This is a genomic window from Cohnella caldifontis (assembly GCF_029360585.1).
GTDB lineage: Bacteria > Bacillota > Bacilli > Paenibacillales > Paenibacillaceae > Cohnella > Cohnella caldifontis.
On record NZ_JAQZSJ010000031.1, the window covers coordinates 1 to 14,296 of the forward strand.

Below are 14,296 nucleotides of genomic sequence, written 5' to 3' on the forward strand. Positions count from 1 at the left end.
GATCCGCGACCAAGTCAACACGGCGGACGGCACGATTACCCCTGAACCGCATCCAAGTAATCCGGGTAATCCAGGTGATTCAGGTAACCCTGTAACGCTGCCCAGCCCGCCGATCGTTGTCCCGCAGGCCTTGCTGCCTGGCGGCTGGTTGTCCGGCAATACGCCGTTCGTTTCCTTGAACCAAGCCGTCCATATCGAACAAAAAGAAGGCCAGACCACCATTCGACTGGATCCGGATGCCGTGCTGCCGCTCATCCAGCGTTCAACCTCCTCCTCTCCGATTTTTGCGTTCGGCGCAGCGGTGTCCGGTTCGGCCGCATTCGAGATTCCTTCCGCCGCGGCGGCTGCGGCATGGGAGAGAGGGGCAAGCTCCGGATCGATGCTGGTTCTGACATCGGCCGGTTCTTATTCGCTTCCGCTCTCCGTCATCAAGAACAATGGAGGAATGGAGGATGGCGCCGTCACAAAGATCACTCTAGCGCCGTCCGAGCTGCCGGAAACCGTTTCGGAAGCGGCGCGGAACCAACAAATTACGCTTTTCCCCGTACCGGCCATGTCGTATACGGTGATTGTCTCGCACGCCGGCGACACGAGGACGATCGAGGATTTCGGCGACATCTACATCGAGCGATCCATGCGGATTGGGGCCAAGGACAAGTGGTATCCTCGTCCGCCCATTCAGCCCGAGATCGTACCGGGCATTTTCCGATACGATGAGCATAGCGGTTCCTTCTCCTTCGCCCCGGCCCGATTCGTTACCGACGACGCCGGCGATGTGCACGCCATCATTCGCCGCTCCGGCAATAGTACTTATGTTGCAGGGTATAAGCAGCAACTCTATGTAGATGAGGTGCCGCTTTGGGCCGAAGATGCCGCCGGCAAAATGGCTGCGTTAGGGATTCTGACGGGCATCATGGACAATCGTTTCCTGCCGGATGCTCCCGTCACCCGGGCGGAATTCGCCGCGCTGCTTGTGCGGGCGCTCGGCCTGCAAGACAAGAATGCTCCCAGCGCCGACGGCGATGTCCAAGAAAGCAGCCGGTACAGCCGAGAGATCCGCATTGCCGAGCAGGCGGGACTGCTTACTGGACTTGGCGGCGGGCTCCGTCCGAACGAGGGACTTAAGCGCGAGGAGATGGCGGTTATCGCGGCGAACGCGTTTCAATATGTTCAGCGCAGGAAGGGAGCGGAGGAAATCGATCTTGCCCTGTACAACGATGCGGACGATATTTCCGATTGGGCGCTGGAGTCGATGCGGATCTCCGTCGCGAACGGGTTGATCATCGGGGATCCGGAGATGAATCTCGATCCCCGCGGCTACAGTACCCGGGCACAAGCGGTCAGCGTACTGGAACGGCTGCTTCGGAAATTGTCGCTCATCGATTAGCGGCGAAGCTACGAAATCCGCGGCGATCATTTTCTTGACACGGCTCATGCCAGGTGCTACTATGTTTTAGTGTGTGCGCGACGAATTCTTACTGTTCCCTTGGAGGTCGGTGTCCATGACAGCGAGCAACAGCGGACGGTCCGAAGGAAAAGTCGTCATCGGCACGAAGCAGACGATGAAGGCGGTCGAGCTCGGCAAAGCCGCCGAAGTCATGGTTGCGCAAGATGCAGATCCCCGCATGGTCGCGCGGATTGTCCAACTGTGCAGTCAGCGGGGCGTTAAGCTGACGCGCGTGGACACGATGCGAAGCCTGGGCAAGACATGCGGCATTGACGTGGGCGCGGCGATGGCCGCCCTGGTGGTCGACTCCGTCGACTGATCGGGGAGGCAACCGACTGTCCTTGAGGAATAGATTAAACGGGTTGGCGCCGTAACCGCGGAAGAATCCAGAAGCGGACGGCGCGGCCCTTTCTCGTTTCTCAAAATGAACCGCCTGGATCTGTGGGCTTTGCGTTACAGCAGTCCTACCGTTTTGGTTCACGTATCATGGGAAGGGGGTGGCAGCATGCCAACTATCAACCAGCTCGTTCGTAAAGGTCGTCAATCGAAGGTGGTCAAATCGAAATCCCCGGCGCTGCAGAAAGGCTTCAACGCCCTCAAGCGCGTGGAAACCGATCTGAGCGCGCCGCAAAAGCGCGGGGTTTGCACCCGCGTAGGCACGATGACGCCGAAGAAACCGAACTCCGCACTCCGTAAATACGCGCGGGTACGTCTCACGAACCGCGTCGAGGTGACCGCCTACATTCCGGGGATCGGCCACAACCTGCAGGAGCACAGCGTCGTGCTCGTGCGCGGCGGCCGGGTCAAGGACCTTCCGGGTGTCCGTTACCACATCGTTCGCGGAGCGCTTGACACCGCGGGTGTCAACAACCGGATGCAAGCTCGTTCCAAATACGGCACGAAACGTCCGAAAGCCAAGAAATAATTCCGTCGTTCCCGGGCGCCTTGAGCTCCCGGACGGCCACAAGAGATGGAGAAAGGAGGAGCTTAGATGCCTCGCAAAGGACCTGTACCGAAACGGGACGTACTCCCGGATCCGGTCTATAACAGCAAACTCGTTACCCGTCTTGTCAACCGCATCATGATCGACGGGAAGAAGGGCGTGGCGCAGCAACTGCTGTACAATGCCTTCAACCTGATTCGTGAGCGTTCCGGCAAGGATCCCATGGAAGTTTTCGAAGCGGCGATCAAGAACATCATGCCGGTTCTCGAAGTCAAAGCCCGCCGGGTAGGCGGCGCCAACTACCAAGTTCCCGTGGAAGTGAAGCCGGAGCGCCGTACGTCGCTCGGACTGCGTTGGCTCGTCAACTATGCCCGCAACCGCGGCGAGAAGACGATGGACGAACGTCTGGCGGCTGAAATTCTCGACGCCTCGAACAACACGGGCGCAGCGGTTAAGAAGCGCGAAGACACGCACAAAATGGCGGAAGCGAACAAAGCGTTCGCCCACTACCGCTGGTAATCGAAGGGAGACCAACCATGGCAAGAGAGTTCTCCTTGCAAAATACGCGCAACATCGGGATCATGGCGCATATCGATGCGGGCAAGACGACCACCACGGAGCGGATCTTGTTCTACACCGGCCGCGTTCACAAGATCGGCGAGGTGCACGAAGGCGCCGCGACGATGGACTGGATGGAGCAGGAGCAGGAGCGCGGCATCACGATCACGTCCGCCGCGACGACCGCCCAGTGGAAAGGTCACCGCATCAATATCATCGATACCCCGGGACACGTCGACTTTACGGTCGAGGTAGAACGTTCCCTTCGCGTATTGGACGGAGCCGTCGGCGTTTTCAGCGCCAAAGAAGGCGTCGAGCCCCAGTCCGAGACGGTATGGCGGCAAGCCGACCGTTACGGCGTACCGCGGATCGCTTACGTCAATAAGATGGACATCATCGGTGCCGACTTCCTGAATGTCGTCAAGGACATGCGGGAGCGCCTCGGCGCCAATGCCGTCGCCATCCAATTGCCGATCGGCGCCGAGAACGACTTCGTGGGCATGATCGACCTCGTCGAGATGGTCGCCTTCACCTACAAGGACGATCTGGGCAAAGAACCGGTAAGGGGCGAAATTCCGGCCGAGCTGAAGAGCAAAGCGGAAGAGCTTCGCGCCGAATTGGTGGAGAAGGTCGCCGAACTGGACGAAGAGCTGATGATGAAGTACCTGGAAGGCGAAGAAATCACCATTCCGGAACTGAAGAAGGCTCTGCGCCAAGGCGTCGTGGAAGTGAAAATCTTCCCGGTCGTCTGCGGTTCCTCCTACCGCAACAAAGGCGTTCAGCCGATGCTGGACGCGGTCGTCGACTACCTGCCGGCTCCGATCGACGTTCCGGACATCAAGGGTCACTTGGAAGACGGAACGGAAGCCGTCCGCAAGTCGGGCGACGACCAACCGTTCTCCGCGCTGGCGTTCAAGATCATGACGGACCCGTTCGTCGGCAAGCTGACGTTCTTCCGCGTTTACTCGGGCGTACTGAACTCCGGTTCCTATGTCCTGAACGCGACGAAGGGCAAACGCGAGCGGATCGGCCGGATCCTTCAGATGCACGCCAACAGCCGTCAAGAGATCACCGAAGTCTACGCGGGCGACATCGCCGCTGCCGTAGGCCTCAAAGATACGACGACCGGCGATACGCTGTGCGACGAGAAGAATCCGGTTATCCTCGAGTCCATGAACTTCCCGGAACCGGTTATCCAGCTTGCGGTCGAGCCGAAAACGAAGGCTGACCAAGACAAGATGGGCGCCGCGCTCCAGAAGCTCTCCGAGGAAGACCCGACCTTCCGTTACCACACGGACGAAGAAACGGGCCAAACGATCATCTCCGGCATGGGCGAGCTCCATCTGGAAATCATCGTCGACCGTATGCTTCGCGAGTTCAAAGTGGAAACGAACGTCGGTAAGCCGCAAGTTGCTTACCGCGAGACGTTCCGCTCCTCGGCGAAGGTCGAAGGCAAGTTCGTTCGCCAGTCCGGCGGACGCGGCCAATACGGCCACGTCTGGATCGAGTTCGAACCGCTGGAGCCGGGTACCGGCTTCCAGTTCGAGAACAAGATCGTGGGCGGCGTCGTACCGCGCGAATATATCGCTCCGGTACAAGCGGGTATCGAAGAGTCGATGAAGAACGGCGTCCTGGCGGGCTTCCCGCTCGTGGACATCAAAGCCACCATCTTCGACGGTTCGTACCACGACGTCGACTCCTCCGAGATGGCGTTTAAGATCGCCGGCTCCATGGCGCTCAAAGCAGCGAAAGACAAATGTAATCCCGTGCTGCTCGAGCCGATCATGAAAGTCGAAGTCACCGTGCCGGAAGAGTACATGGGCGACGTAATGGGGATGCTCAACTCCCGCCGCGGACGCATCGAGGGGATGGATTCGCGCCACGGCGCGCAGATCATCCGCGCGAAAGTTCCGCTGTCCGAGATGTTCGGCTACTCCACGACGCTTCGTTCCGGTACCCAAGGCCGCGGGGTGTTCTCGATGGAACTGTCCCACTACGAGGAAGTTCCGAAGTCGATCTCCGAGGAGATCATTTCGAAATCCAAAGGCCAGTAAGCTGTACGCGCATGGATAACGGACGGGCTGCAGGACGGCGAATGCCGCCTTCGGCCCTCCCCCAATAAATTTCCTTTACTTATAAGGAGGCAAAAAACCAATGGCAAAGGCTAAGTTCGAACGTAACAAACCGCACGTTAACATCGGTACGATTGGACACGTCGACCACGGCAAAACGACCACGACGGCGGCAATCACCACGGTTCTCGCGAAGAGATACGGCGGTCAAGCCGTTGCATTCGACCAAATCGACAAAGCTCCGGAAGAGCGCGAGCGCGGCATCACGATCTCGACGGCACACGTTGAGTACGAGACGCCGAACCGCCACTACGCTCACGTTGACTGCCCGGGACACGCCGACTACGTGAAGAACATGATCACCGGCGCAGCCCAAATGGACGGCGCGATTCTGGTCGTATCCGCTGCTGACGGCCCGATGCCGCAAACGCGCGAGCACATCCTGCTCTCCCGTCAGGTAGGCGTTCCTTACATCGTCGTATTCCTGAACAAATGCGACATGGTCGAAGACGAAGAACTGCTCGAGCTCGTTGAAATGGAAGTTCGCGACCTGCTGAGCGAGTACGAATTCCCGGGCGACGACACCCCGATCATCCGCGGTTCCGCCCGCGAAGCTCTGCAAAATCCGGACGGCCCTTGGGCTGACAAGATCATCGAGCTGTTCGAGCAAATCGACAGCTACATCCCGGAACCGGAGCGCGATACCGACAAGCCGTTCCTGATGCCGGTCGAGGACGTATTCACGATCACCGGCCGCGGTACCGTAGCAACGGGCCGCGTCGAGCGCGGCGTGGTTAAAGTCGGCGACGAAGTTGAAATCGTCGGTCTGGCTGAAGAAACCCGCAAAACGGTCGTTACGGGCGTGGAAATGTTCCGCAAACTGCTCGACCAAGCGCAAGCCGGCGACAACATCGGCGCCCTGCTCCGCGGCGTTGACCGTAAAGACATCGAGCGCGGCCAAGTGCTGGTTAAACCGGGTTCGGTTAAACCGCATACGCAATTCACCGCTCAAGTTTACGTCCTGACCCAAGCGGAAGGCGGCCGTCATAAGCCGTTCTTCACGGGCTACCGTCCGCAGTTCTACTTCCGGACGACCGACGTTACGGGCATCATCAACCTGCCGGAAGGCACGGAAATGGTTATGCCGGGCGACAACATCACGGTTACGGTCGAACTGATCTCGCCGATCGCAATCGAAGAAGGCACGCGCTTCGCTATCCGCGAAGGCGGCCGTACGGTTGGCGCAGGCGCGGTTGCTTCCATCCAGAAGTAATCCGCATCGCGCGACGAATGAAGGCATCCCTACGGGGATGCCTTTTTTGTATTACATGGGAGTTTGCCCCGAACCTACCTATTGCCCCGAACCTATCATCTATTACACCCTGTTCCTTCAATATAAGGACATGTGGTGTTCTTTATCGGCGAACGGCGGGGAGTACGTGGAAATAGCGCATGAGGTGCACTAAAATCGGCGAACGACGGGGAGTACTTGGAAATAGCGCATGAGCGCATGAGGTGCACTAAATTCGGCGAATGGCGGGGAGTACGTGGAAATAGCGCATGACGTGCTCTAAATTCGGCGAACGGTGGGGGGCGCGTCAAATAGCATATCTGGTACGCTAATGCGACGGTTAATCGGTGGCTTAAGTGGATTAGTGTATGTGATACGCTAATGCGACCGTTAATCGGTGGCTTGAGCGGATTAGTGTATGTGGTACGCTAATGCGACGGTTGAACGATGGATCGAGCGAATTAGTGTATGTAGTACGCTAATGCGACGGTTAATCGGTGGATTGAGTGAATTAGTGTACGTGGTACGCTAATGCGTCGGTTGAACGATGGATCGAGCGAATTAGTGTATGTGGTACGCTAATGCGACGGTTGAACGATGGATCGAGCGAATTAGTGTATGTGGTACGCTAATGCGACGGTTAATCGGTGGCTTGAGTGGATTAGTGTACGTGGTACGCTAATGCGACGGTTAATCGGTGGCTTGAGTGGATTAGTGTATGTGGTACGCTAATGCGACGGTTAATCGGTGGCTTGAGTGGATTAGTGTACGTGGTACGCTAATGCGACGGTTAATCGGTGGCTTGAGTGGATTAGTGTATGTGGTACGCTAATGCGACGGTTAATCGATGGCTTAAGTGGATTAGTGTACGTGGTACGCTAATGCGACGGTTAATCGGTGGCTTGAGTGGATTAGTGTATGTGGTACGCTAATGCGGCGGTTAACCGGTGGCTTGAGTGGATTAGTGTACGTGGTACGCTAATGCGACGGTTAATCGGTGGCTTGAGTGGATTAGTGTACGTGGTACGCTAATGCGACGGTTAACCGGTAGCTTGAGCGGATTGTACGTGGTACTCTATTGCGTCAGTTAAATGGTAGATTGAGTGGATTAGTGTATGTGGTACGCTAATGCGACGGTTAATCGCTGGCTTCAGTGGATTAGTGTACGTGGTACGCTAATGCGACGGTTAATCGCTGGCTTCAGTGGATTAGTGTACGTGGTACGCTAATGCGACGGTTAATCGCTGGCTTCAGTGGATTAGTGTACGTGGTACGCTAATGCGACGGTTAATCGGTGGCTTGAGTGGATTAGTGTATGTGGTACGCTAATGCGACGGTTAATCGGTGGCTTGAGCGGATTAGTGTACGTGGTACGCTGATGCGACGTTTAATCGGTGGCTTGAGTGGATTAGTGTATGTGGTACGCTAATGCGACGGTTGAACGATGGATCAAACGGATTAGTGTACGTGATACGCTAATGCGGCGGTTGAGTAATAACGTATGTTGTACGATCGGAGCGTCTTCCTTCCTCTAACATCCGCCATTCCGTCCCCGCGTATTCCCCAATCGCCAACNAAACGGATTAGTGTACGTGATACGCTAATGCGGCGGTTGAGTAATAACGTATGTTGTACGATCGGAGCGTCTTCCTTCCTCTAACATCCGCCATTCCGTCCCCGCGTATTCCCCAATCGCCAACTGACAATGTGTGCTAGGCCGACTTCGTGAAAATTTTGTTGCAAACGCCCGGGCAGGTCGCTATAATAGTGAATGTTGGTCTGTGACTGTGCGATGATGCGAGAGGTTGCCGACACACCCGGCCCCTTTGCCATAGAGGGCGAACCGGGAGCCGTCGGGTTTTCTCGCGGAGTATGTCCGATTCCAAAATTGGACGAATGAGGAGGGAATTTCACTATGGCGAAGCAAAAAATCCGTATTCGCTTGAAAGCCTACGATCACCGCGTGCTGGATCAATCCGCGGAGAAAATCGTAGAGACGGCGAAGCGCACCGGTGCCGGCGTGTCCGGTCCGATTCCGCTGCCGACCGAGAAGCAGATCATCACGATCCTGCGCGCGGTGCACAAGTATAAGGATTCGCGTGAGCAATTCGAAATGCGCACGCACAAACGCCTGATTGACATCGTCAATCCTACGCCGCAAACGGTGGACGCGCTGATGCGTCTGGATCTGCCGTCCGGCGTCGATATCGAAATCAAGCTGTAATCTCAAACCACTGAGACCAGGTCTCATACGGAAAGGAAAAGAGGTGTCAACATGAAAGGAATCTTGGGACGTAAGATCGGAATGACTCAAGTGTTCGCGGCAGACGGCAGCGTCGTGCCGGTCACGGTCATCGAAGCAACTCCGAACGTCGTGCTTCAGAAGAAAGACGAAGCGAACGACGGTTACGAAGCGGTACAGCTGGGTTTCGCCGACAAGCGCGAAAAGCTGGCTAACAAACCGGAAATCGGCCATGCCAAGAAAGCAGGCACGGCGCCCAAGCGCTTCATCCGCGAAATCAGCGGCGCCGACCTGAATGTCGAAGTTGGCCAAGAAGTCAAAGTCGACATTTTCGAAGCGGGTCAATTTGTTGACGTTACGGGCGTTTCCAAAGGTAAAGGAACGGCAGGCGCCATCAAGCGTTGGGGCTTCCAGCGCGGCAAAATGACGCACGGCTCCAAATACCACCGCGGCAACGGCTCCCTTGCCACCATTCGTGACGCGAACCGCGTTCCGAAGGGCAAGAAGATGCATGGCCGCATGGGTAACGAAACGATCACGGTCCAGAACCTCGAAGTCGTCAAAGTCGACGTAGAGCGCAACGTTCTGCTGATCAAAGGTTCCGTTCCGGGACCGAAGAACGCGTATCTCAAAATCCGCGCAGCGGTGAAAAAATAATTCTCATCGTTAAGGAAAGGAGGACCACACATGCCTAAAGTGTCCGTATTTAACGTGGAAGGCAGCCAGGTCGGCGAACTGGATCTGGCGGACGGCATTTTCGGCCTCGAGCCGAATACCCACGTTCTGCATAGCGCCGTCGTGCTGCAGCAAGCTTCACTTCGCCAAGGCACGCACAAAGTCAAAGGCCGTTCCGAAGTACGCGGCGGCGGCCGCAAACCGTGGAAACAGAAAGGCACCGGCCGCGCGCGCCAAGGCTCCATCCGCGCTCCGCAATGGAAGGGCGGCGGCACCGTTTTCGGGCCGACCCCGCGCAGCTACGGCTTCAAGCTTCCGAAGAAAGTTCGCCGTTTGGCGATCAAATCCGCTCTGTCGAGCAAGGTGGCGGGCAACGGAATTATCGTTCTCGATCAGCTCAGCCTGAGCCAGCCGAAGACGAAAGATTTCGCGAAAATCCTCGATAACCTCAAGGTCGCCCGCAAGGCGCTTGTCGTCACGAAGGATTTCGACAACAACGTGGCTCTGTCCGCGCGCAACATTCCGGGCGTCAAATTCGTTGCCGCCGAAGGAATCAACGTGCTTGACGTGATGGTCTACGATCAACTGATCATTACGAAGGACGCGGTCGCGAAGGTAGAGGAGGTGTTCGCGTAATGAAAAACCCCCGTGATATCATCAAACGGCCGGTCATTACCGAACGCACCAGCGAGTTCATCGACCAGCTGAAATACGTGTTCGAAGTGGACATGAAGGCCAACAAGACCGAAATCAAGCAAGCCATCGAGCAGATCTTCAAAGTGAAGGTCGCCGGCGTCAACACGATGCGCGTGCCGGCGAAGCCGAAGCGCTACGGCCGCTACAACGGCTACACCTCGGAATGGAAGAAAGCCATCGTGACCCTCGCGGAAGGCAGCAAGCCGCTGGAGTTCTTCGAGGCTTCCGTATAACGGACGAATTTTCGCAAAGCGGGGAGAGTTTGCTCCGCAAACTCCCGATTAGAGGAGGGAATCCGAGTGCCAGTCAAAAAGTTTAATCCGACTACGCCGAGCCGTCGTCAAATGACGATGTCGACGTTCGAGGAGATCACGGCTTCGAAGCCGGAGAAATCGCTGCTTGCGCCGCTCTCCAAGACGGCAGGCCGCAACAACCAAGGCAAGATCACGGTTCGCCATCACGGCGGCGGGCACAAGCGCAAATACCGCATCATCGACTTCAAACGCAACAAAGACGGCATCCCCGGCCGCGTCGCTACGATCGAGTACGATCCGAACCGGACGTCTTACATCGCGCTGGTCCACTACGTCGACGGAGAGAAAGCTTACATCATCGCTCCGAAAGGCCTGAAGGTCGGCGACGAAATCATGTCCGGCCCCGAAGCCGACATCAAAGTGGGCAACGCCCTTCCGCTGGAGAACATCCCGGTCGGTTCCGTTATCCACAACATCGAGCTGAAACCCGGCAAAGGCGGCCAAATGGTCCGCGCCGCGGGTACTTCCGCTCAATTGCTCGGCAAGGAAGAGCAATACGTCACGATCCGCCTCGCTTCCGGCGAAATCCGCCGCGTCTTGAAGAACTGCCGCGCCACGATCGGCACCGTCGGCAACCAAGACCACGAGCTGATCAACATCGGTAAAGCGGGACGCAATCGTTACTTGGGCAAGCGCCCGGTTGTCCGCGGTGTCGTCATGAACCCGAACGACCACCCGCACGGCGGCGGCGAAGGCCGCGCTCCGATCGGCCGGAAATCCCCGATGTCTCCTTGGGGCAAACCGACGCTCGGCTACAAAACCCGCAAGAAGAAGAAGGCTTCCAGCAAGTATATTGTTCGCCGCCGCGGCTAACGATACGCGCTCGACGGGCCTTAAGCACGGAAAACCCCCAGGACGTTTGGAAGGGAGGAGCATTCCATGGGTCGCAGCCTGAAAAAAGGACCTTTCGTGGACGGTTATCTGTTGAAGAAGGTAGACGAACTGTCCGCTTCGAACAAAAAAGTCGTCATCAAAACGTGGTCCCGCCGTTCGACGATTTTCCCGCAATTCGTGGGCCATACGTTCGCCGTTTACGACGGACGCAAGCATGTCCCGGTCTACGTGACGGAAGACATGGTCGGACACAAGCTGGGTGAGTTCGCGCCGACGCGTACGTTCAAAGGCCACACGGACGACGACAAGAAAACCGGCAGAAGATAATCCGATTCCGGCCGAGGGCGCCTTCGGCGCCTCGACTCGGCGGGATCGCGAGCAGCACCCTGCGAACCGGCCGCGCGCCGGTGCACGTAACGTAAGGGAGGAGGTACACCGATGTCTCAGCAAGCCAAAGCCCATGTGTATAACATTCGCATTCCGGCCCGCAAAGTCCGCCTGGTCGTCGACCTGATCCGCGGCAAGAAAGTGGGCGAAGCGATTGCGATTTTGCGCCATACGCCGCGTTCGGCCTCTCCGATCCTGGAGAAGCTGCTGAACTCCGCGATTGCCAACGCTGAACACAACTACCAGTTGGACGTGAACAAGCTGGTCGTTTCCGAGGCTTACGTTAACGAAGGCCCGACCATGAAACGGTTCCAGCCGCGCTCCCAAGGCCGCGCGTTCAGCATCTTCAAGCGCACCAGCCACATTACGCTGGTCGTATCCGAAAAATAAGGAGGGACAACGTGTGGGTCAAAAAGTAAATCCGGTCGGTCTTCGCATCGGCATCATCCGTGATTGGGAATCCAAATGGTATGCCGACAAGGACTTCGGCGATCTTCTGATGGAAGACGTCAAAATCCGCGAATTCCTCAAAAATAAACTGAAAGACGCAGCGGTTTCGAAGATCGAAATCGAGCGCGCGGCCAACCGCGTGAACGTCACCATCCACACCGCGAAACCGGGGATCGTTATCGGTAAAGGCGGTTCCGAGGTGGAGGTCCTTCGCGGTCAGCTGACGAAGCTGACGAACGGCAAGAAAGTGCACATCAACATTTCCGAGATCAAAAACCCCGAACTGGACGCCATCCTCGTTGCCGAAAGCATCGCGCAGCAGCTGGAGCGCCGGACCTCGTTCCGCCGCGCCATGAAGCAAGCGATCCAACGTACGCAGCGCGCAGGCGCCAAGGGTATCAAAACATCCGTCAGCGGTCGTCTGGGCGGCGCGGAAATCGCCCGTACGGAAGGCTACAGCGAAGGAACGGTTCCGCTGCACACGCTGCGCGCGGACATCGACTACGGCACGGCAGAAGCCCATACGACTTACGGCCGCATCGGCGTTAAAGTATGGATCTACCGCGGCGAAGTCCTTCCGGCGAAGAAAAGAGCTGCCGCTGAGGAAGGAGGCAACTGATCATGTTGATCCCCAAACGCGTCAAACACCGCAAACAGCACCGCGGTAAAATGAAAGGCATGGCCAAGGGCGGCACGGAAGTGCATTTCGGCGAATACGGCCTGCAAGCCCAAGAACCTGCCTGGGTGACCAACCGCCAAATCGAAGCCGCCCGTATCGCGATGACCCGTTACATCAAGCGGGGCGGTAAAGTATGGATCAAAATTTTCCCGTCCAAGCCGATCACCCAAAAGCCTCTTGAGGTCCGGATGGGTAGCGGTAAAGGTAACGTCGAGAAATGGGTCGCCGTCGTGAAGCCGGGCAAAGTATTGTTCGAGCTCGCCGGCGTATCCGAGGAGATCGCGCGCGAAGCGATGCGTCTTGCGGCTCACAAGCTGCCGATCAAGACCAAGTTCGTGAAGCGCGAAGAACTGGGTGGTGAAGCGAATGAAGGCCAGTGAATTCCGCAACCTGACGTCGGCTGAGCTCGAGCAGAAGGTCGCCGGTTTCAAGGATGAGCTGTTCAACCTCCGTTTCCAACTGGCTACCGGCCAGCTGGACAATCCGCACCGTATCAGCGAGCTGCGGAAAGAAATCGCCCGGGCCAAAACCATTTTGCGCGAGCGTGAACTCGGCATCGGCTGATACGCCTGAACCCTTACGGGAAGGAGGACTTACCCTTGAGCGAAAGAAACAACCGTAAAGTGCAGATCGGCAAAGTCGTCTCCGACAAGATGGACAAAACGATCGTGGTGGCTGTCGAAACGTACAAGAAGCACAGCCTCTACCATAAACGCATCAAGTACACGAAGAAATTCAAAGCGCACGACGAGAACAACGAGGCCAAAATCGGCGATACCGTGAAAATCATGGAGACCCGCCCGCTGTCGAAAGACAAGAACTGGCGCCTGGTCGAAATCACCGAGAAAGCCGTCATTCTGTAAAGCGACTTCGGGCTGCGGCCGACTAGATCCGGCCGGCAGCGAGCGAAAGGAGGAAACCAGCGATGATTCAACCGTTTACGCGCCTTGCCGTTGCCGACAACTCCGGCGCCAAGGAACTGATGTGCATCCGCGTGCTGGGCGGCACGGGCCGCCGCGTCGGACATATCGGCGACATGATCGTTGCTTCCGTAAAACAAGCAACACCCGGTGGCGTTGTCAAGAAAGGCGACGTCGTGAAATGCGTCATCGTCCGCACGAAACGCGCTACGCGCCGCAAGGACGGATCCTATATCGCTTTCGACGAGAACGCAGCCGTTATCGTCAAGGAAGACAAGAGCCCCCGCGGCACCCGTATTTTCGGACCGGTCGCCCGCGAGCTTCGCGAGCGCGACTTCATGAAGATCATTTCCCTGGCTCCGGAAGTGCTGTAATCTCCGGGATCGGACTTAAGAGCAGAAGGCAGGAGGTGTACCCATGCCCCGTTTGAAAAAAGTGCTGGAATCGCACAACAATAAGCTGCACGTGAAGAAGGACGACAACGTCATCGTCATCACGGGCAAAGACAAAGGCAAAAAAGGCCGCGTCATCGCCGCTTATCCGCGCGAGAACCGCGTGCTGGTCGAAGGCGTCAACATGGTGAAACGCCATACGCGCCCGAACCAAGCGAATCCGCAAGGCGGCATCATCGAGAAGGAAGCTCCGATTCACGTGTCCAACGTGATGCATATCGATCCGAAGAGCGGCAAGCCGACCCGGATCGGATACAAAGTGCTCGACAACGGCAAGAAAGTCCGGATCGCGAAGAAATCCGGCCAAGAGATCGACTAATCGCAGTAACGACGGAA

19 protein-coding genes are annotated in these 14,296 nt (G+C 57.1%); all 19 read left to right on the top strand.

The window, feature by feature from the left end:
- Positions 1–1,387, top strand: a 1,387-nt coding sequence (locus PTZ19_RS24250) for an S-layer homology domain-containing protein (RefSeq protein ID WP_276358229.1), incomplete at its 5' end; no start/stop codon positions are given.
- Positions 1,388–1,502: 115 nt separating this feature from the next.
- Positions 1,503–1,766 carry a ribosomal L7Ae/L30e/S12e/Gadd45 family protein gene (locus tag PTZ19_RS24255; protein WP_276358230.1) on the top strand — a complete coding sequence of 88 codons (264 nt, stop codon included), beginning with the start codon at positions 1,503–1,505 and terminating at the stop codon, positions 1,764–1,766.
- Between the two features lie 186 nt (positions 1,767–1,952).
- On the top strand, positions 1,953–2,372 hold the full coding sequence (rpsL, locus tag PTZ19_RS24260; RefSeq protein ID WP_276358231.1) for a 30S ribosomal protein S12: 420 nt from the start codon (positions 1,953–1,955) through the stop codon (positions 2,370–2,372).
- 66 nt (positions 2,373–2,438) lie between these two features.
- Entirely contained in the window at positions 2,439–2,909 is a 471-nt protein-coding gene (rpsG, locus tag PTZ19_RS24265; protein WP_276358232.1) for a 30S ribosomal protein S7, read from the top strand.
- Between the two features lie 17 nt (positions 2,910–2,926).
- On the top strand, positions 2,927–5,002 hold the full coding sequence (gene fusA / locus PTZ19_RS24270; protein WP_276358233.1) for an elongation factor G: 2,076 nt from the start codon (positions 2,927–2,929) through the stop codon (positions 5,000–5,002).
- 100 nt (positions 5,003–5,102) lie between these two features.
- A complete protein-coding gene (gene tuf, locus PTZ19_RS24275; protein WP_276358235.1) occupies positions 5,103–6,293 on the top strand; it encodes an elongation factor Tu in 1,191 nt (396 codons plus the stop codon).
- A gap of 1,933 nt (positions 6,294–8,226) precedes the next feature.
- The gene (gene rpsJ / locus PTZ19_RS24280) at positions 8,227–8,535 is read left to right on the top strand and encodes a 30S ribosomal protein S10 (protein WP_116065558.1); all 309 of its coding nucleotides are present in this window, start codon (positions 8,227–8,229) and stop codon (positions 8,533–8,535) included.
- A 51-nt stretch (positions 8,536–8,586) separates the two neighbouring features.
- A complete protein-coding gene (gene rplC, locus PTZ19_RS24285; RefSeq protein ID WP_276358238.1) occupies positions 8,587–9,210 on the top strand; it encodes a 50S ribosomal protein L3 in 624 nt (207 codons plus the stop codon).
- Positions 9,211–9,240: 30 nt separating this feature from the next.
- Positions 9,241–9,864 carry a 50S ribosomal protein L4 gene (gene rplD, locus PTZ19_RS24290; protein WP_276358240.1) on the top strand — a complete coding sequence of 208 codons (624 nt, stop codon included), beginning with the start codon at positions 9,241–9,243 and terminating at the stop codon, positions 9,862–9,864.
- On the top strand, positions 9,864–10,157 hold the full coding sequence (gene rplW / locus PTZ19_RS24295; protein ID WP_276358241.1) for a 50S ribosomal protein L23: 294 nt from the start codon (positions 9,864–9,866) through the stop codon (positions 10,155–10,157). Before rplD ends, rplW begins: the two co-directional genes overlap by 1 nt.
- Positions 10,158–10,223: 66 nt before the next feature.
- The gene (gene rplB / locus PTZ19_RS24300) at positions 10,224–11,051 is read left to right on the top strand and encodes a 50S ribosomal protein L2 (RefSeq protein WP_276358243.1); all 828 of its coding nucleotides are present in this window, start codon (positions 10,224–10,226) and stop codon (positions 11,049–11,051) included.
- A 66-nt stretch (positions 11,052–11,117) separates the two neighbouring features.
- Positions 11,118–11,399 carry a 30S ribosomal protein S19 gene (gene rpsS, locus PTZ19_RS24305; RefSeq protein WP_276358245.1) on the top strand — a complete coding sequence of 94 codons (282 nt, stop codon included), beginning with the start codon at positions 11,118–11,120 and terminating at the stop codon, positions 11,397–11,399.
- A 111-nt stretch (positions 11,400–11,510) separates the two neighbouring features.
- Positions 11,511–11,849 (top strand): 50S ribosomal protein L22, encoded by a 339-nt coding sequence (gene rplV, locus PTZ19_RS24310; protein WP_276358248.1) that lies wholly within the window; start codon positions 11,511–11,513, stop codon positions 11,847–11,849.
- A gap of 13 nt (positions 11,850–11,862) precedes the next feature.
- Positions 11,863–12,528: a 30S ribosomal protein S3 gene (rpsC, locus tag PTZ19_RS24315; RefSeq protein ID WP_276358250.1), complete on the top strand. Its 666-nt coding sequence runs from the start codon at positions 11,863–11,865 to the stop codon at positions 12,526–12,528.
- A 2-nt stretch (positions 12,529–12,530) separates the two neighbouring features.
- Entirely contained in the window at positions 12,531–12,968 is a 438-nt protein-coding gene (gene rplP, locus PTZ19_RS24320; RefSeq protein WP_276358251.1) for a 50S ribosomal protein L16, read from the top strand.
- Positions 12,955–13,152: a 50S ribosomal protein L29 gene (gene rpmC / locus PTZ19_RS24325; protein ID WP_123042123.1), complete on the top strand. Its 198-nt coding sequence runs from the start codon at positions 12,955–12,957 to the stop codon at positions 13,150–13,152. The genes rplP and rpmC overlap by 14 nt, the downstream gene beginning before the upstream one ends.
- A 35-nt stretch (positions 13,153–13,187) precedes the next feature.
- The gene (gene rpsQ / locus PTZ19_RS24330; RefSeq protein ID WP_276358253.1) at positions 13,188–13,451 is read left to right on the top strand and encodes a 30S ribosomal protein S17; all 264 of its coding nucleotides are present in this window, start codon (positions 13,188–13,190) and stop codon (positions 13,449–13,451) included.
- Between the two features lie 62 nt (positions 13,452–13,513).
- Entirely contained in the window at positions 13,514–13,882 is a 369-nt protein-coding gene (gene rplN, locus PTZ19_RS24335) for a 50S ribosomal protein L14 (RefSeq protein ID WP_276358254.1), read from the top strand.
- Positions 13,883–13,925: 43 nt separating this feature from the next.
- Complete coding sequence (rplX, locus tag PTZ19_RS24340; RefSeq protein ID WP_276358255.1) at positions 13,926–14,279, top strand: 50S ribosomal protein L24; 354 nt, start codon at positions 13,926–13,928, stop codon at positions 14,277–14,279.
- The last annotated feature ends 17 nt before the right edge of the window (positions 14,280–14,296 follow it).